The 18,063-nt window shown below is 46.0% G+C and carries 15 protein-coding genes; 7 read left to right on the top strand and 8 right to left on the bottom strand.

The window, feature by feature from the left end; all coding sequences use genetic code 11:
- The first annotated feature begins 65 nt into the window (after positions 1–65).
- Together AAEY83_RS05785 and AAEY83_RS05780 are read left to right on the top strand one after the other, a co-directional pair.
- Positions 66–1,778 carry an NAD+ synthase gene (locus AAEY83_RS05785; RefSeq protein WP_025646434.1) on the top strand — a complete coding sequence of 571 codons (1,713 nt, stop codon included), beginning with the start codon at positions 66–68 and terminating at the stop codon, positions 1,776–1,778.
- A gap of 146 nt (positions 1,779–1,924) precedes the next feature.
- Positions 1,925–2,074: a transporter associated domain-containing protein gene (locus AAEY83_RS05780; protein WP_264673171.1), complete on the top strand. Its 150-nt coding sequence runs from the start codon at positions 1,925–1,927 to the stop codon at positions 2,072–2,074.
- A 56-nt stretch (positions 2,075–2,130) separates the two neighbouring features.
- Here AAEY83_RS05780 and AAEY83_RS05775 read toward each other — a convergent pair whose 3' ends face one another.
- Positions 2,131–2,841, bottom strand: a complete 711-nt coding sequence (locus tag AAEY83_RS05775) for a YggS family pyridoxal phosphate-dependent enzyme (RefSeq protein ID WP_025646433.1) — start codon at positions 2,839–2,841, stop codon at positions 2,131–2,133.
- A 657-nt stretch (positions 2,842–3,498) separates the two neighbouring features.
- On the opposite strand from AAEY83_RS05775, the gene AAEY83_RS05770 reads away from it, so the two are divergent.
- Together AAEY83_RS05770 and AAEY83_RS05765 are read left to right on the top strand one after the other, a co-directional pair.
- Positions 3,499–4,536 (top strand): type IV pilus twitching motility protein PilT, encoded by a 1,038-nt coding sequence (locus AAEY83_RS05770; RefSeq protein WP_025646432.1) that lies wholly within the window; start codon positions 3,499–3,501, stop codon positions 4,534–4,536.
- A gap of 132 nt (positions 4,537–4,668) precedes the next feature.
- The gene (locus AAEY83_RS05765) at positions 4,669–5,790 is read left to right on the top strand and encodes a PilT/PilU family type 4a pilus ATPase (RefSeq protein WP_025646431.1); all 1,122 of its coding nucleotides are present in this window, start codon (positions 4,669–4,671) and stop codon (positions 5,788–5,790) included.
- An 88-nt stretch (positions 5,791–5,878) separates the two neighbouring features.
- Here the strand turns inward: AAEY83_RS05765 and fur are convergent, their stop codons facing one another.
- Positions 5,879–6,310 carry a ferric iron uptake transcriptional regulator gene (gene fur / locus AAEY83_RS05760; RefSeq protein ID WP_025646430.1) on the bottom strand — a complete coding sequence of 144 codons (432 nt, stop codon included), beginning with the start codon at positions 6,308–6,310 and terminating at the stop codon, positions 5,879–5,881.
- 298 nt (positions 6,311–6,608) lie between these two features.
- Between fur and AAEY83_RS05755 the strand changes: the two genes are divergently transcribed.
- A complete protein-coding gene (locus tag AAEY83_RS05755) occupies positions 6,609–7,055 on the top strand; it encodes an outer membrane protein assembly factor BamE (protein WP_037059445.1) in 447 nt (148 codons plus the stop codon).
- Here AAEY83_RS05755 and AAEY83_RS05750 read toward each other — a convergent pair.
- The 4 genes from AAEY83_RS05750 to AAEY83_RS05735 form a co-directional block, all read right to left on the bottom strand.
- Complete coding sequence (locus tag AAEY83_RS05750) at positions 7,052–7,423, bottom strand: RnfH family protein (RefSeq protein WP_227501903.1); 372 nt, start codon at positions 7,421–7,423, stop codon at positions 7,052–7,054. The genes AAEY83_RS05755 and AAEY83_RS05750 overlap by 4 nt on opposite strands.
- On the bottom strand, positions 7,411–8,574 hold the full coding sequence (locus tag AAEY83_RS05745; RefSeq protein ID WP_025646427.1) for a hypothetical protein: 1,164 nt from the start codon (positions 8,572–8,574) through the stop codon (positions 7,411–7,413). The genes AAEY83_RS05750 and AAEY83_RS05745 overlap by 13 nt, the downstream gene beginning before the upstream one ends.
- 201 nt (positions 8,575–8,775) lie before the next feature.
- On the bottom strand, positions 8,776–9,444 hold the full coding sequence (locus tag AAEY83_RS05740; protein WP_025646426.1) for a c-type cytochrome: 669 nt from the start codon (positions 9,442–9,444) through the stop codon (positions 8,776–8,778).
- Positions 9,445–9,737: 293 nt separating this feature from the next.
- Positions 9,738–10,073, bottom strand: a complete 336-nt coding sequence (locus AAEY83_RS05735; RefSeq protein WP_025646425.1) for a c-type cytochrome — start codon at positions 10,071–10,073, stop codon at positions 9,738–9,740.
- Between the two features lie 270 nt (positions 10,074–10,343).
- Here AAEY83_RS05735 and yihA point away from each other — a divergent pair, with 270 nt between their 5' ends.
- The gene (gene yihA, locus AAEY83_RS05730; RefSeq protein WP_037059442.1) at positions 10,344–11,102 is read left to right on the top strand and encodes a ribosome biogenesis GTP-binding protein YihA/YsxC; all 759 of its coding nucleotides are present in this window, start codon (positions 10,344–10,346) and stop codon (positions 11,100–11,102) included.
- Positions 11,103–11,213: 111 nt separating this feature from the next.
- Here the strand turns inward: yihA and AAEY83_RS05725 are convergent, their stop codons facing one another.
- Positions 11,214–11,918 carry an HAD-IA family hydrolase gene (locus AAEY83_RS05725; protein ID WP_025646424.1) on the bottom strand — a complete coding sequence of 235 codons (705 nt, stop codon included), beginning with the start codon at positions 11,916–11,918 and terminating at the stop codon, positions 11,214–11,216.
- 64 nt (positions 11,919–11,982) lie between these two features.
- Positions 11,983–12,993 carry an RluA family pseudouridine synthase gene (locus AAEY83_RS05720; RefSeq protein WP_025646423.1) on the bottom strand — a complete coding sequence of 337 codons (1,011 nt, stop codon included), beginning with the start codon at positions 12,991–12,993 and terminating at the stop codon, positions 11,983–11,985.
- 1,060 nt (positions 12,994–14,053) lie between these two features.
- Between AAEY83_RS05720 and AAEY83_RS05715 the strand changes: the two genes are divergently transcribed.
- Positions 14,054–18,010: an Rne/Rng family ribonuclease gene (locus tag AAEY83_RS05715; protein WP_025646422.1), complete on the top strand. Its 3,957-nt coding sequence runs from the start codon at positions 14,054–14,056 to the stop codon at positions 18,008–18,010.
- The last annotated feature ends 53 nt before the right edge of the window (positions 18,011–18,063 follow it).

Below are 18,063 nucleotides of genomic sequence, written 5' to 3'. Positions count from 1 at the left end.
ATTTTTTATTTTGCTCGACTTATAACCATTCACTACTCAGATAATATATCTATAGGAAAATAACAATGTCAAAAGACAACAACTCAAATTCTGCTGACAAAGGCGGAGTTAATCATGCCCAAGCGAATGCTGACACGGGTGCTAATAATGCTACCGGCAATGTCACTTTTGCGTTGGCGCAATCGCATTTTTTAGTCGGCGATATCAATACCAATACCGATAAAATGCGCAAACTGGCCATCGAAGCTCGAGAACAAGGCGCTGATGTCATTATCTTTCCGGAGCTGGCCTTGCTTGGCTATCCGCCGCAAGACCTATTACTGCGCCCTAGCCTTTCAGGGCGAGTCAAAAGCGCGCTATCGGCGCTCAGTGACATCGAAAACATCGTGATGATTGTCGGCTATCCTCATGTCGATCATCATGGTACTTTTAACTCAGCAGCTATCTTACATAATGGTCATCAAAAGGGCTTTTATCACAAGCAAATCCTGCCAAACTACGGCGTGTTTGATGAGCGCCGTTACTTTGATAAAGGCCGTAATCAGGTTTTATTCGACTACAAAGGTCTCACTATTGGTCTGCTCATCTGTGAAGACTTATGGGAAAAAGCGCCTATCAGCGATCTCAAAAAACAAGGCGCTGATTTGGTCATTAGCCTTAACGCCTCGCCTTTTGAGCTTGATAAACAAGACAACCGTAAGGCCATGCTAGCCAAACGCAGCAGCGAGCAGCAGTTGCCCATTTTATATCTCAATGCTGTCGGTGGCCAAGACGACTTAGTCTTTGATGGCGGCTCGATGGTGGTGCAAGCAGACGGCACTATCGCTCACGAAGCGCCAAGATTTATGGAGCAGCTATTATTGGCCAGCCTAGATGTCAGCACTGCAAAATTTGACACTCAGCAAAAAGCGCCCTTGAGCCTAAGCCGTGAGTCTGAGATGTATCAAGCCTTAGTCGTTGGTCTACGAGACTATGTCAATCACTCAGGATTTACTGGGGTAATTATTGGCTTATCAGGCGGTATCGACTCAGCACTGACCTTATGCATCGCCGTTGATGCGCTAGGTGCGGACAAAGTTTATGCGGTGATGATGCCTTATGAGTACACCTCAAAGATCAGCTTGGAGGACGCGCAAGCACAAGCACGCCGCTTAAACGTCTCTTATACCGTCTGCCCGATCTTCGATGCTGTTGAAGGCATTCGCCATACGCTAGCGCCTTTATTTAACAAATCACCGGCCGATACGACCGAAGAGAATATCCAAGCGCGCGCTCGCGGCGTTATCTTGATGGCACTATCCAATAAGTTTGGGCATTTGGTCATTACTACCGGTAATAAGTCGGAGCTGGCGGTCGGCTACTCAACTTTATACGGTGATATGGCAGGCGGCTTTGATGTGCTAAAAGACGTGTACAAATCACAAGTTTATGATTTAGCCAGTTACCGCAATCGCTTGGAGGACACGCCTGTTATTCCTGAGCGCGTCATTACGCGTCCGCCATCGGCTGAGCTGCGCCCTGATCAAAAAGACCAAGACAGCTTGCCTGACTACGATACCTTAGATGCTATCTTGACCCTTTATGTTGATGAAGACATGGGTTATCAAGAAATTATCGATAAAGGCTATGAAGCAAAGCTTGTCGCCAAGACGATCAAGATGGTAGATAATAGCGAGTACAAGCGTCTACAAGCGCCAATCGGTACTAAGATCAGTCACAAAGCCTTTGGCCGTGAACGCCGCTATCCACTGGTTAATAAATGGTCTATTAAAGGCTAAGCCCGCTTGTTACAGTCGTCTCACTTTTATTATTAGCTGGGTGCTTGCCCAGCTTTTTTAGTTTTTATAAATAAGTTTTTTGGTTTATTCCCTACTTATCTATCATTTTATATCCGAGTACGTCATGAGCTTGCTAACACGAAACCATCAGCGGCTTTATGATGTATATGCTACGTAAAATCCCAAAAAAGACCGATACGATTGAATATGCCAATTATCGCTTTGAGATTTTGGCGACACAGCATCTAAAAATCAATCAGTTGCTGGTTACTAAGTTGGATGACGATACTCAGTAATCATGTTAAAACAACGCTAAAATAATGCTTAATAACGGTACTTCACCGTAGAGACCCTAATCACGCGCGCCAAAAATAGCGCTGCCAACGCGTACCATCGTTGAGCCCTCTGCTATCGCCTCGGTCATATCAGCGCTCATACCCATGCTAAGGGTGTCCCATGAGCTCAGCTCTGTATGAGCCTGTCGCACCTCATCAAACAGCTGCTTGGTGCGAGCAAAAGCGTCGGTGTCCGCTTTGGCAGGGATAATCATCAGGCCGCGCAATTGTAAGCGCTCATACCCCTTAACAGTCGCTATCAGCTCTGGTAGCTGCTCAGGCGTACATCCAGACTTACTCTCCTCGTCATCGATATTGAGTTGAATTAAGACATTAAGGGCTGTCATATTATCAGGACGCTGATCATTTAAGCGCTTGGCAATAATGTCACGCTCAAGCGTTTGTACCCAATCAAAATGCTCAGCGATATCGCGGGTTTTATTACGCTGAATACTACCGATATAATGCCAGACGATATCTTCTGTCGCCGCCTCTGCTCGCAGTTGAGTAATCTTATCCAGCGCTTCTTGTAGATAGTTCTCACCAAAGTCGCGCTGACCTCTCTGCGCTAGAGCTTTTATTCTCTCTACAGGTTTGGTCTTAGAGACGGCTAACAGCTTGACATCATCTATATGGCGAGAGCTTTGCTTGCACGCCTCTGCCACTTCTGCGTTGACTTGTTGCCAGTTATTTATCAATTCATCAGTTGCCCGATTATCAGTATTCATAAGTCACTCAGGTGTTGTAAACATTTTAAAGGTGTCTTTCGCGTCTTATAGTAAACTCAATTTAAAAGTATTATAGCGCTACTGGGGTGAATTTTCCGCAGCCTCTGTGATAGCAGCACGCAAGAAAAATTTATACCAGTAGCGCATTTGAATTGATGACAATTTTATTTTTAATAGACTATAGACCAAGATAAGCTAAATATATCAAATTAGGGCGTGTTGAACATTCAAATATTAGGACTGCTGATAGATAAAATCGCACCAAACTAGGCGTAAACCGACGATAATGTCGAGGCCTTAGCTAGGTTTACAACACCGTTTGGGGTGATTTTAGCATCAGCCCTTTGGGGCGGGGCTCTTTTTTGCCAATACATGGCGAAATTGTCTATCCTAGAATGACTAGGATTCGAAAATTTCACTGCGTATTGCCTGTAAAATAGCCGCCGCCAGTGCCACATTTGAATGTTCAACACGCCCTAATCTATTTTTGCATTTTATTTATATAGCAGATGGTTATATGAGCCTAGTCTTGTTATGATATTGTTACACGAATTAACGTAAGCGTATGAGTCGCTTATCTTAATTGTACTGGTTATACAAAACTGATTGCCAAGAACTGATCAATAGGAAAGCCCTATCATGACTAAAAAAAGCGCTATAAGTATCGAAGACTTATTGCAGTTCACCGTCAAGCACAAAGCCTCTGATCTACATATCTCAGCAGGAATGCCAGCGATGATTCGAGTCGATGGCGAGATGACACGCATCAACATGCCGGCGATGAGCCATCAAGTCGTTCATCAGCTCATTTATGACATCATGAATGATAAGCAGCGCGCTGACTTTGAAGAGTTTTTTGAGACGGATTTTTCTTTTGCTATACCCAATTTAGCACGCTTTCGGGTTAACGCTTTTAATCAAGACCGCGGCGCAGGAGCCGTATTTCGGACGATTCCCTCGACTGTTTTGACTCTAGAAGATTTAGGCATGGGGGATATATTCAAAAAAGTCTCAGACTTTAAGCGCGGTATTGTCTTGGTTACCGGTCCGACAGGCTCTGGTAAATCAACGACTCTCGCGGCGATGATCGATTATATCAACGAGACTCGTAAAGAGCATATCTTGACTATCGAAGACCCTATCGAATTTGTGCATCAGTCTAAAAAAAGCTTAATCAATCAGCGCGAAGTGCACCGCGATACCTTAGGTTTTGAGCCAGCACTACGCTCAGCTTTACGTGAAGATCCCGACGTGATATTGGTCGGTGAGCTACGTGACCTTGAGACTATTCGGCTGGCACTTACCGCGGCTGAAACGGGTCATTTAGTGTTTGGCACTTTGCATACCAGCTCAGCGGCGAAGACTATTGACCGGGTCATTGACGTTTTCCCAGCTGCCGAAAAAGACATGATTCGCGCTATGCTATCAGAGTCTCTACAAGCAGTCATCTCACAAACCTTGCTACGTCGTCAGACTGGCGGCCGTATTGCGGCCCACGAGATTATGCTTGGAACCCCTGCTATTCGTAACCTGATTCGCGAAAATAAAATCGCCCAGATGTACTCGTCGATTCAGACCAGTGCTGGCGACGGTATGATTACCCTTGATCAAACTTTAAAGAATTTAGTTAGCCGAGGTACGATATCGCGGGAAGTTGCGCGTCCTTATGCCAAGCAGCCTGAGACTTTTTTATAGCGCATATAGGCCGTCACAGTATCTTACGAGACTAGGCAGTAACTGGCTAATGAGTAACAGAGATTGCGAAAGGATTTATATAGCTTTTTAACTTAGAGATTTTTAATTTTATTATTATAGTTTGGGAAAACCATGGACTTCGAAAAACTGCTGCAACTCATGATTGCAAAAAACGGTTCCGATCTGTTTATTACCGCTGATGTCGCACCTTCTATGAAGGTCAATGGCCAGATTTTTCCGATTGGTAAAACACCGCTCAATGGCGAGCAAACCATGAAGCTGGTCAAAAGCGTCATGACGGGCAGTCAGCAACAAGAGTTTGAAAGCACCAACGAGTGTCAATTTGCCATTACCGATGAAGCACAGCAAGCGCGCTTTCGGGTCAGTGCTTTTGTGCAGCGCGATATGGCGGGCATGGTTCTGCGTAAGATTGAAAGTAAGATTCCAACCGTTGAAGAGCTGGGTCTCCCCGCTTCTTTAAAAGAATTGGCAATGGAAAAACGCGGTATTATCTTATTAGTAGGCGCTACCGGTACTGGTAAATCCACCACTTTAGCGGCGATGATAGGCCACCGTAATAAAAACTCGCACGGTCATATCATCACCGTTGAAGACCCTATTGAGTTTTTGCATGAGCATCAAGGGTGTATCATCACTCAGCGTGAAGTGGGTATCGATACGCACTCGTTTGAAGCAGGGCTAAAAAACACTCTGCGCCAAGCGCCAGATGTTATTTTGATCGGTGAGATTCGTAACCCAACAGTGATGAGCTACGCCATTCAATATGCCGAGACGGGACATTTGGTGTTTGCCACTTTACATGCCAATAATGCCAACCAAGCCATCGATCGTATCATTCACTTTTTTGAAAGCGAGCGTCATACGCAAACCTTTATGGATCTATCGCTTAACCTAAAAGGTATTGTCGCGCAGCAGCTCATTCCTACTGTCAATGGTGAAGGTCGTCGCGCAGCGATTGAGATACTGCTAAACTCGCAATTAATCAGTGATTATATTCGTAAGGGTGAGATTCATGAGATAAAGAATGTCATGACTCGCTCACGTGATAGCGGGATGCAGACCTTTGATCAGGCACTATTCGACTTATACGAAAATGGAGAGATAGAGTACCAAGAAGCGATTAAACACGCCGACTCCCCGAATGATTTGCGCCTACAGATTAAGCTCAATAGTAAAAAGAATAAACGCAGCTTCACCGACAACAGTGAGAGCTTGTCTTTAAATAACAGCTAGTTTTATTTAAAGCATACAAAAAAGCAGCTTACCTTTTTAAGATAAGCCACTAAAAGGAGATGCTGCTTTTTTGCTGCAAGGATATCAGCTATCTAGCGTTATCTTGGCATGCTTGATTATTACAAATGCCGTACAGCACCAAGGAGTGGCCTGATAACTTAAAGCCATGCTCTTTCGCTACTTTGAGCTGCTCTTCTTCGATGACCTCATTATGAAACTCAACGATTTTGCCGCAGATGTCACAAACCAAGTGGTCATGATGCTCCTCTTGGGTGATCTCAAACACCGATAAGTTATTTTCAAAATTATGGCGCTCGACAATGCCAGCTTGCTCGAACTGAGTCAACACTCGATACACGGTCGCTAGCCCAACGTCCTCTCCTTGCTCAATCAGCGCTTTATAGACCTCTTCTGCGCTCATGTGATGACGCTCTGCCTGCTCAAGCAGCTCTAATATTTTCACACGCGGTAAGGTTACTTTTAGCCCCGCTTTACGTAGTTCTTGATTGGTAATCGTCATAATATCCCTTCTGACTGTTAAGTCTTAACAAATAAGAATAAAGAAATCATTATTAAAAGTAGTTAGCCTTATACTGACAATTTAAAGCTAAAATAATGCAGTTATTAGTCGCTAGCATTACCTAGCAACCTTAACGCAAGCTCATGAATTTACACTATAAATCATTAAAAGTAACCCCAAGAGCTGCGTAAATAATGTCGTAAGTGGTAGGCAATTGCAAGTAAATAACGTATCATTTGTTCAAGATTGCCGGCTAGAGTCGCCATAGTGGCGATGCGCCGTGCCCCACCCATTTTTTATGAGTCATCTTACCATGATAAAGTCGCAAGTTCTTCGTACTCCAAATCTTTTATCCTCTAGCAAAATCTCTTTACCAAAAGCCTTTTTGCGTAAAGGGCTACTGGCATTGACCTTGGGCGCTAGCGTTGCCCTATCTGGTTGTTCGCTGTTTAGCGTCTATACGATTGATTTGCCGCAAGGGACACCTATTACCCAAACGCAAGCGCAGAAACTGCAAGTGGGTATGAATCAAAACCAAGTGCTCTACATCCTAGGCAGTCCTGCTATTCGAGATACTCTTGCACCTAATCGCTGGGATTATATTTATGACTATCAGGCCGGCACTGAAGGCAAGCGTAAAGGCATTGCTGATGTCAAAAATGCCAGTCAGCATCTGATCGTGTATTTTGATGAGCAAGGTATCGTTACGCGTATCGAAGGGGTTGACTCACTACCCGTCTCTTAGTTAGATGACTTCGCGACGCTTTTGCTTTTACGCTGAGACATAGGATCAGCGTTTAGGCTGCGGTAGACCTCGATGCGATCGTAAGCTTGCAACTGATAGCTTAGAGGCTGCTTTTGCGCGTACACACCAACGTGCCAAAGCTTAGCTTTTGGCACTTCTACCTCCATCATCTGCTCACACCACACTGCCAGCTCCGCAAACTGCAATAGCCATCCTGCTTGTGCTAACGCCTCATATAGCGTCGTGCCCGCTTTTACAGTGAGCGGTTTATAGTGTTGACGCTGCGCGGTTTCAGCATACGCCAAGTATACGGTAATCATAGAGGATGTCGTAACGGCAGCACTGCTCTTATCCGTTAGCTCGACCACGATAGCACCCAACCGACAAAGGCCAATATCATTGCTAGTGGCACCACTAGACGTATCGCTACACGCCAAAGGTTGTATAGCGCCTCGCTACTAAAATTCAAAGCCTTACGTAAATGGCTAATCTTCATCTGCCAGCCCGCAAAGATCGATAGCAACAGTACTGCGATACTGCTGACGATGACTAATAAACCCACGAGCCATATCGTCGGAACTGCAACCGCTAAGATCGCGACTAATACTAGCGTGAGCACGAGGCTGACGAGCAAGCCAAACTTATGCGCCAATTGCTGAGTACTATAATGCAGCAAATAACTGGCGACAAATAACACCCCAAACCAATAAGACAACTGCCCTATAGGCGGTAACGATAAGGCACTCGTTAATAAAGCGACGACCCCGACCACTAACTGCAATATCCAAATCGGTAATACTCGCTTCGTTGCTGGCAGCTTAGTTTGCGCGCTGCCAGTCGAGAGGCTAGACGTTGAAGTATTAGTAAATGAGCCGCTCTGCTGATCGCTAGATACCGCAGTTATAGATGCTTTACTGACTAAATGCTGCCCAAACCAATACAGCCCTGTACCTGCGCCAACACTAACCAACGCCAAAGCGACAGCGCGCGCCCATTCGCTGAGCGTAATATTAGTCATAGCAAAGTCAATGCTTGGCAAGCCATTAGCAAACCCTAGCAATAACCCTATGATAATGAGTCCTAGCCCAATCGGTAAAGTCGTGGCCCCAAGTAAACTCAATAACACGACTATGACGACTAAGCCGCCTGCCACCGCAAAATGCGGTAGATTAGGCGCACTATTTAGCTCCATCAATGCGGCTAACATGCCACTGCTTGCACCTGATATGACCAGCGCAGCGATGACGATAGTCACTACTGCTGCCAGCCAGCCAAAGCCGCGCCAGACAGGGCTAGCGTCTGCTTCCCGAGTCAGCTTTTGCATTCCGGCCAATGGCGCTTCGACACTGCGGTAAGCTAAGGCAATCTCAGCATACACTACGGGTAGCGACACTAGTAACATCGCCAATAACCACAGTAGCCAAAAATCAATCTGCCCTACTACCTCCGGTGCAAACCAACGAAAAAGTAATAGCGGCAGTAATGCTGCTATAAAATAAGAAGCATAGCGGCTCATCATAATCTCAATCCAAACTAATCTAAGGTTAGTAATAGTACAAAAAATCCGCTCATCTTTAAACGGTATTATTGAATCGATAGTAAATAGTAAAGGTTCAACAGCTATAAAAAAACCCCGAAAACGGGGTTTAATTATCAAACAATGACGATATCAAGTAAGCGATTCACTCAGTTTACCTATTTAACGCTCTAGTTAACTCTTTTAGTGCAGCGCGCTAATGTAGTCTGACAAAATGCGAATATCACGATCTGATAGTCTTGACGATACCATCTGCATCATGCCTTTTTCGCCTTCTTTATCCGCATCGTTGTAGCGCTTTTGCTCATCACCGGTGACATCGTCTTCACGGCCAGCAGCGCGGAACAGTTTAAGCTGATTGGAGATATACTCAGCGTGTTGTCCGCCTAGGCGCGGAAACGCAGCCCAAGAGTTACCCGCACCATCAGGACCATGACAACCGGCACAGCCAATAACGCCACGCGACTTATCACCACCTAAGTAGAGCTTCGTTGCTTCCTCATTGGTCGCCGGATTAGCGAACCCTACGCTCCACACTGGTTGTTCAGAATAGTAACCCGCCACGTTAGCCAAATCTTGCTGTGACAAGTTTGCCACTTGTGACTGCATGATACCATTGACTCGGTAGCCTGATTTGAAGTTGACCAATTGTTTATAGAGATACTTAACGTTCTGGCCACCTAAGTTAGCTTGTGCAGGTACGACACTTACTCCATCGACCCCGTGACAGGCAGCACACACTGTTTCAGCGATTTGTTTACCGGCATTAGCGTCATATTCAGGAACGATAATAGCAGCTTGAACGCTGTAACTTGCAAAACATAAGCTGGCGGCAGCGATTAACTTTTTCATTGATACGAATCCTACTAACTCGGCGTAAGCATTACTTGGAGTATTTGTAATATAAAGGAGCCAGATATCTACGTACAGACATCCGATACATAATAGTCACTGCACTGTCCATACAGCGAGTTGCCTCTTAGGTCTCAATTACAAGCCGCCCAAAAGTACTTACTAACATCAGGGTTTATTTGCGATTATTATAGCAAGACTTTGATGGATTTGCCTACTTAATCGTCATACCTCAGGGTTTTTATCACCAGATTAATCGCCTAAACAGTCAATAACAGGCCATGATTTGGATCTTATTGACTCATATAATCGATTAATTGACGATAATCATCATCACTACACTCATCACACAGGCCGCCCGCTGGCATCTGAATCATGCCGTTTTTTACTGAGCTGACTAAGGCGGGCATTCCTTTTTGCTGTTTTAGCTTAGCCCAACCTGCACTATCACCTTTTTTTATTGCACCCAGCGCACCGCTATCATGGCAAGCGGCGCATGAATTTTCATAGGTCGTGGCAATATCAGCCATAGCGGGGCTACTCATTAGCATGCCACTTAACATCACCGCAGCGAAACTACCGCCCAAAGTACGACTGGTCTTTGCAACCGTTTTGAGTAATGAACGCATCAGACACCTCCTTTGGTGCATGGTTTGTTTTACGACTGTATCTACTAGTATTGTAACAATATATGTCATATTAACATAGGGTACTCCTGTTTACTTATGGTACATTTGACCAGAGCAAAAGCAGTAAGCTATTTTTGAGCTCAACATTTAGTATCATGAGCGCTATCAACACATTCGCGCACTTTGAGTCATCTTAAATACCTATTTGCTTTAATGTTGGGCGGTTATTGATATAATGCTTCTATTAATTATTTCAATAATGAGTCCGTTATGAGCACCCCTTACAGCGACGTTGCTAGTGAGCACGCCGTATTCAACACCAAGTCGCGTCAACGCATTCAGCAGACTGAGTTTATGACCTCAGCGCCTACTTTTCGCCTCTGCCCTCCCGATGCTGGATTGGAGATTGCATTTGCAGGTCGCTCAAACGCTGGTAAATCATCCGCTATCAACGCGTTGACCAATCAGCGCCAGCTTGCTCGCTCCTCCAAGACGCCAGGGCGCACGCAAATGATTAATTTTTTCAAAATTGGCGATACCGATAGACGCTTGGTAGATTTGCCCGGGTATGGTTATGCTGCTGTACCGCTGGAGATGAAAAAAGAGTGGCAAGTGGAGCTTGAGGAATATCTAGTCTCGCGTGAGAGCCTAGCAGGCTTAGTGCTATTGACAGATATTCGTCATCCCTTGAAGTACTTTGATGAGCAAATGCTGCACTGGGCAAAAGAAGGTGAGCTGCCCGTTCATATCTTGCTAACGAAAGCTGATAAGCTCAAATACGGCGCGTCCAAAAACGCTTTGCTCAATATGCGTAAGCACCTCAAAAAAATCGGCTTAGATTGCAGTATTCAGCTGTTCTCTGCGCTGAGAAAAGAAGGTTTAGAGGAGCTGGCCGGAGTGATGGGACATTGGTACGACTACAAGCTTGGGACAGATGGTACTATCGAGCAAGAAGCTAGCGAAACGGTTACAACACAAACTAATGAAATTGAAGTGGACGGCTCTAGCAGTAATAATAGTGAGCACTAAAATGAGTAACCGTTGAATCTGCTTGTTTAAATACTAATTATTGAGCAAAAAAAACAGGCTATCTTTTAATAAGGTAGCCTGTTTTTTTAGGGTTTGTTCGCCGTGCTTGAGTTAACTGGACAATAACTCCGCTAACGCCTCAGGCGTCTGAACTTGATAAGTGGGCTGCTGCGCGGCAAGCTCTGCATGAGTTGCAGTGCCATAATCGACCGCGATGCTCGTCATACCTAGATGATTTGCCATTTGGATATCATAGATACTATCGCCAATATAAACCGCACGGCTGACCGGCTGTTTGCTAAAGCCTAAAATATCATGGAGCATCTGCGGATCAGGTTTGGAGCCTGCTTCATCAGCGCAGCGGGTCATTATAAAATAATGCTCGCTAGCAGAGGCTGATATCACGCGGTCAAGACCGCGACGGTTTTTGCCTGTCGCTACCGCCAGCTGTTTCCCTTGAGCTTTTAGATTTTTTAACATAGCTTCTATCGGCGCAAAAAAAGGTGTGCGCGGGCTATTAGCAATATAGTAATCGGCGTAGCTTTGCTGGATAGCCAACTGCTGCTCGGCGCTTGCCTGCGGATAGAGTATCTCAATGCCGCTCAGTAAACTTAAACCAATGATATTTTTGATGGCTTTATCATCGGTGAAAAACCCATGCGCTTCACCGGCAATGTGCATGGTTTCAACGATTAGCCCGATTGAATCCATCAACGTCCCATCCCAATCAAAGATAATAAGCGCTTTATGGGCTAAATGATGCTCAGGGGATAAATCGGTGGTGGGGATACTGCGCTCAATAGTGGCTTCGGTCATAAATTGGCCTTTAATCTACCTTGTCTCTTCATTTGCTTCTCAAAATTATAGCCGGATAGCTCAGTTATTTTGGTAGCTGAGTTTGCTTAGGGAGCCAGTCCGCCATCTCATCTGGTAGCGGCGCAGTAATCATCTCATAACCTGGTATATCTAAACGCCAAGCATGCAAGCAGAGACGATGGACGCCTGACTTGTCATGGACGTTGTATTTATCATCGCCTAAGATGGCGTGGCCAATATGCGCTAAATGCACACGTATCTGATGAGTACGACCAGTGAGCGGCTTGGCTTCTATTAAGCTGACCGGCTGCTCATTAATGGTAAAACGGCTATGAACGATAATATCGGTCTGGCTGTCTTTGGCTTGCTCGTCCTGCGCGTCAACTTTGACGCGGCGCTCACCATTAGCTACCGTATAGCGCAGCAGTGGCGCATCAATACGCTGCTCGCCCATCACTGGCTGACCTTTGGCAATACACAGATAGTGCTTTTGAATGGTTTTATCAACCAAGTGCTGCTGCAAAGCCTTAAGCGTTGAGCGTTTTTTGGAGATCATGAGCAGCCCTGACGTATCTTTATCGATACGGTGAATCAGCTCTAGATACTTTTTGCCAGTGACCTCGCGCATGGCTTCGATGACGCCAAAATCAAGACCGCTACCGCCGTGTACCGCAATACCTGAGGGCTTGTTGAGCACTATCAATCCGTCATCTTCATAGACCACACGTGCCAGCAGGCTCTCGGCAAATTCTGTACTGATGATAGGTTTTTCGCGAGTCGCTAATTGTACCGGCGCAATACGCACCACGTCTTCACGCTGCACTCTATCATGAGCTTTGCAGCGTTTATTATTAACGCGCACCTCATCTGAGCGAATCATCTTATAGATATGCGCTTTTGGTAGACCTTTTAGGCGGTTCAGCAAAAAGTTATCTAAACGCTGATCGTGCTGATGGCGGGTGACTTCTAAGTAATTCACCTTAGCAAAATTACCAATTTCGTCGTCAGCGCTTTGCGGACGGGTTTTACTATTGAATATTACAGGAGCGTCATGGCTAGGTTTATCATCGGTCATTGTCGAATTCGTCATTTTTAGTTAGGTATTTACACAAAGATTTGTTATAGTTTAGCATGTTGAGCACGAGTGGCGGTAATGCTACGCGTCTCATCCGATTTTAAAGCAAGATATTTGCTAATAAACCAAATACCATTTACTTAATACGCGCATAATGACAGCTTAAATAATAACTTATGTTTAGATGAGGACTTACAACCCTCTGCTTATACATCAGTCAAGGTCGCGCTATTGAGCAAGTAAGAGTAGTTTGAACGGATAATGAATAGCTGACTTACTCAATTAGTTGAAAAACTATTGGCGGTCAAACAGATTGAACCGGTAGCGACGACATCCTACCTACAGCTTAGTAGCTATACTAGTCCCTATTTGCAACACCGTATAAGCATGAGTATTAATAATACAAATTAGTATACATGCCTAAAATGTACCGAAAAAGGTGCTGAACTACGCTGCAAAATAGGGTGACTAACACTTGAATATTTATTTTGTTTGCCAAGTACGCCCCGCTAACCTGAAGTTCCGCTATACCTTATCGAAAAAACGCTCATTATAATGAATGCTTTACTTATAAAATAATAGATAGATAGCTTTTTTGCAGCTCTAAACTGACAACGCGTGACTTACAACCACTGTTGTCAACTGAACGCTTACAAGCACTGTATCAAGGACACTGATTGCTCAAAACGAAAAACTTATCGTTTTGCTGGTTTGCTTATAATGGCAACTATGTCAGGACAACCAAGGTTAGAACAATCGATTTTAGAAGCCTATTTAAATCACAGTTTTGTGACTGCCGCTAAAAAGTAGAATCTATAGCTTTACACCCTCTAGATTTTATCAGGAGCTTGATAAAGCCTTTTAGTCCTTGAAAAGCGTATATAAACGGCTGGTTTATCCTAACGACTGGCTGTACAAGAGTTGCAAAGTAAATACGCTAGGCTAAACGCTATATTATTTTATAAACATTTTTATAAGGGTTGAGATCACCATCAGCTCTACTTGCCCATCAGCCTAACACCTAGCTTGTCATGCTTGCGCGTCCTCATAGGATATAAATATGAAGCGCATTTTGATCAACGCTACCCAAAACGAAGAAATTCGTGTTGCCCTGTGTAAAGGCAATCATCTATACGATTTCGATTTAGAAAATCGTACCCGCGAACAAAAAAAATCCAATATTTATAAAGGCCACGTCACTCGTGTCGAGCCGTCATTAGAAGCGGTGTTTGTCGAATACGGCTCACAGCGCCAAGGGTTCTTGCCTATTCGTGAGATCTCCACCGAATACTTAAGCGGCAATCCGCGTGATGAAAATATCAAAAAACTCATCAAAGAAGGCGATGAGCTCATCGTACAAGTCGAAAAAGAAGAGCGCGGTAATAAAGGCGCAGCGCTTTCGACTTACGTGTCATTGGCTGGGCGTTACTTAGTACTAATGCCTAATAACCCACGTGGTGGCGGTATCTCTCGTCAGATATCAGGTAAGCTGCGCGAAGATATGAAGCGTATGCTCGGCAATCTTGACCTACCAAAAGGCATGAGCGTCATCATCCGTACCGCCGGTATCGGTAAAACGCAAGAAGACTTGCAGCACGACCTCAATCATCTGCTCAATATTTGGCAAGCGATTCAAGAGCAAAATAAAAAGTACCCTTCACCGCGCCTGGTGCATCAAGAAGCTGGCGTCGTAACCCGCGCGGTACGCGACTATCTACGTGATGATATCTCCGAGATTTGGATCGATAACGAAAACGCCTACGTTGAAGCGGCCGGTTTTATCGATGCGGTGATGCCAAAACAAGCCGAAAAACTGCGCAAATATACCGATTATGAGCCAATGTTCTCGCGCTTCAATATCGAAAAGCAGATCGAAACCGCTTATCAGCGTGAAGTGCGCCTGCCCTCAGGCGGCTCTATCGTCATTGATCAGACCGAAGCGCTGGTCTCTATCGATATCAACTCAGCCAAATCGACTAAAGGCTCGGACGTTGCTGAGACCGCTTATCATACCAACCTAGAAGCTGCGGACGAGATTGCCCGTCAGCTACGCCTGCGTGATATGGGCGGACTGATTGTCATCGATTTTATTGATATGAATGATAACAAGCACCAAAAGGAAGTCGAAAAACGGCTGATTGATGCCACCAAATACGACCGTGCGCGCGTGCAATTCGGTGATATTTCTAAGTTTGGCTTGATGGAGATGAGTCGTCAGCGTCTACGCCCGTCACTTGAAGAATCAACCGGCTATATCTGTCCGCGCTGTCATGGTAACGGCATGATTCGTGATTTGCGCTCATTATCGCTATCGATTATGCGTCAAATCGAGCAGATTGCGCTAAAAGAGCGTCAAGGTGAAGTGCAAGCCGAAGTGCCAACTGATATCGCCGCCTTTTTATTAAATGAAAAGCGCGACAGCTTAGTCTATCTTGAGCAAGACAGCGGTACGCGTATTACTATTTTGCCGCACGCGCATTTAGAATCGCCGAACTTCAAATTGCACTTCAATCGCGATGGCTTTGCGCCATCAAGCTACGAGCGTATCACTGATACTCAGCAGCAAGAGCATAGCGATTTGGGCTACGATGTCGATTGGCAAACGGCCGAAAATGAGCGCCCAGAACAGCAGCCAACGCGTCAGCCTCGTCAAAACTCAAAGCCCAATAGCCCCAGTAAAAGCAGCCAAAACGGGCATAACAGCCAGAGCAGCCAAAATAAGGCTCAAAGCGATAGTGCAAACTCGCGTCAGGCGCATACCTCGCAAAGTAGCCGCCGAAATAATAATGAAAGCCGGACTCAAAGCGCGCAACAGCCATCTGATCGTACGGCGACCCATAGCAATAACAACCACAGCGATCACAGTAACGAGCATCGTAATCAAAGCAGCCGGAACGTCTCAAGCGCTGCTAGCCAAGCCGCAGCGAATAGCACAGCCGCGCAGCCGCAAGCTGTCGCTTGGTTATCCAACCTATTTGCGCAGGCACCGCAAGCTAAAGTCGCTAATGTCAGTAGTCGCGATGCCGCAGAAGCCATAGAAGCCTTAGTCAACACTGGCGCACAGAGCTTAGGCTCACTGGGTCAAACTGATAGCAGCGCTTTAAGCCAAAACGAAGCGGCAAGCGTGCAAACTCAAGAGCAAAGCAATGAGAATTCAGGTTCTGATCGTCAGCAAACGCGTCAACACAAAAGCGACGATAAAGACCGCAGAGGCGATGATAGACGTCGCCGTAAGACTCGTAAGCCTAAGTCTTCACAGTCGTCAAAGGCGCAGCAAAGAAAAGAGCAACGCGATGGCGCAAGTAGCAACCGCAGTCAAGACAATAATGACAGTACTGCTAATAACGCTACTAACGGCAGTCGCCAAGATAACAGAGCCGACAATAAAAACAGCGCTGATAAGCGTCATAGTGAGCGTAACACAGGCAATGATCGCCATAGCAGTAATGAGCGTCAAAGCAATCAGCGCAGTACCGACTCTGATGAGCAGACCCTTGCTAAGCGCAAACCGCATAGCAAACGCAGCTCGCGTGGTACGCTTGCGCGCAGCGAGACGCTAGACGCTACAGCAAAATCTAGCACTGCTGAGCAAGCTAAAGTACAGGACGCCAAGCAAAATAGTGCTAAGCAAAGCGGCCAGTCGCGTCATCATGACAATAGCGCTCAAGCTAATGCTCGCAGTAAGCAAGACCCCAACGAAGTCACCTTACAGGTCAATGAAGCGCCCGTGCAGCTCAAGACGCCAGAAGTCGTGCATCTATCGTTAGATGATAGCAAAGCGCCTGCTGCTCGCTCGTCGAAAGTGGATAAGCAAGCAGATAAGCAAACGGCCAGCCCTAAGTCTGACACTCAAAAAGCAAGTCAGACGACGGCTAAAGAGAATGCAGATAATCGCGAACAAACGCCAAACTTAGCAGCTGATAAAAACACTGCTAGCGAAAAAGCGGAAAACGTGAAGCCGGCGGATAGTACTCAACACGCTGATAACGCCGACAATGCTGTTACGAGCGAGCATAAAGAAGCGACTACTGATGCAAGCGGCGCTTTTGCGTTTGACCATGATAGTTTATTTGCAGCGCGTTATGTCACGGCCAATAAATACGGGCAAGCCAGCAATGATCCACGCGTCGTGCGTCGTCAGCACCTAGCAAATGCGCAGCCGCCAGCGGACGACTCAGCGGCTGCTACCATCGGCTCTACGCCTAGCATTCGCGGCTCGGTTGGCGCTTTTATTCGCGCGACTCTCGCTTCGGCTGAGAAGCGCTTAGCCGATGAAGGCGTCATTGCTTGCTTCATTGCTGCGATAGCTGAGCACTCACAGCAAGCGGAGGGTGCCAAAGACAGTACTGCTGAGCAAAACATGAGCTCTGCTACTGTCGATATCAGCACCTTTAGCTTTAGCAACTATGGCTATGATTCGCTAAGCGCCGATTATTTGCAGCGTTTTGCCGCTATGACTAGCGCTACTAGCCAAGTGGCAGTAGAGCAAGGCAAAACCTCAGTAGCACCGCGCCCTATCACTCAGCGCGCAAGTAACGATCCTCGTGGTCAGCATCCTGACTATCAAGGAGCGACTAAGCAAGCAACTTTGACTGTGCCTGAAGTTACAGGCGATACAAGTGAAGTGGACGCTGATGACGTAGAAGCGGCAGCGCTATCAAGAGAGGCGCAAGCTGAAAACATCAGCGCCGAGAGCGAGCAGCTACTGCAAGAGGAGCAGGCGCTTGCTAGTGAGAACGCTCAAAAGCAGAGTACAGCTGCTGAAGTTGCTACTGCTGATAGTGAGACGGCAGCGGCAGACAGTGCGGGAGCGGAGAAGTCAAAAACGACTATCGCCAGTTATAAAAACATGATCGAAAATGTGGCTGAGCAGTTATTGCCACAAACCGGTATGTTTAATCTGACCACGCCAAAAGTGCCCAAAGCACGCACGCGTAAGCCAAAGACTGAGCACAAAAAGCCCACGCAAGCAGAAAAGGCGGAAGCTGATAATGTCGATAAACCAGCAGATAGCTAATATCAGCTGCTCGTGCAAGCAATAACAGCAATAACAGTAAGAAAGCCCCGATA

This window comes from Psychrobacter sp. TB20-MNA-CIBAN-0197, from assembly GCF_040309765.1.
In the GTDB taxonomy this organism is placed as follows: Bacteria; Pseudomonadota; Gammaproteobacteria; order Pseudomonadales; family Moraxellaceae; genus Psychrobacter; species Psychrobacter submarinus.
Note: the sequence above shows the minus strand (reverse complement) of the source record. Positions and strands in the feature narration are given on the sequence as shown.

Coding starts and splice junctions, on each gene's coding strand:
- AAEY83_RS05745 (WP_025646427.1), bottom strand. CDS start 8,574: ATGATGAGCCGCTATGCTTCTTATTTTATAGCAGCATTACTGCCGCTA.
- AAEY83_RS05755 (WP_037059445.1), top strand. CDS start 6,609: ATGAGTCATCTTACCATGATAAAGTCGCAAGTTCTTCGTACTCCAAAT.
- AAEY83_RS05715 (WP_025646422.1), top strand. CDS start 14,054: ATGAAGCGCATTTTGATCAACGCTACCCAAAACGAAGAAATTCGTGTT.
- AAEY83_RS05740 (WP_025646426.1), bottom strand. CDS start 9,444: ATGAAAAAGTTAATCGCTGCCGCCAGCTTATGTTTTGCAAGTTACAGC.
- AAEY83_RS05720 (WP_025646423.1), bottom strand. CDS start 12,993: ATGACCGATGATAAACCTAGCCATGACGCTCCTGTAATATTCAATAGT.
- fur (WP_025646430.1), bottom strand. CDS start 6,310: ATGACGATTACCAATCAAGAACTACGTAAAGCGGGGCTAAAAGTAACC.
- AAEY83_RS05775 (WP_025646433.1), bottom strand. CDS start 2,841: ATGAATACTGATAATCGGGCAACTGATGAATTGATAAATAACTGGCAA.
- AAEY83_RS05765 (WP_025646431.1), top strand. CDS start 4,669: ATGGACTTCGAAAAACTGCTGCAACTCATGATTGCAAAAAACGGTTCC.
- yihA (WP_037059442.1), top strand. CDS start 10,344: ATGAGCACCCCTTACAGCGACGTTGCTAGTGAGCACGCCGTATTCAAC.
- AAEY83_RS05735 (WP_025646425.1), bottom strand. CDS start 10,073: ATGCGTTCATTACTCAAAACGGTTGCAAAGACCAGTCGTACTTTGGGC.
- AAEY83_RS05725 (WP_025646424.1), bottom strand. CDS start 11,918: ATGACCGAAGCCACTATTGAGCGCAGTATCCCCACCACCGATTTATCC.
- AAEY83_RS05785 (WP_025646434.1), top strand. CDS start 66: ATGTCAAAAGACAACAACTCAAATTCTGCTGACAAAGGCGGAGTTAAT.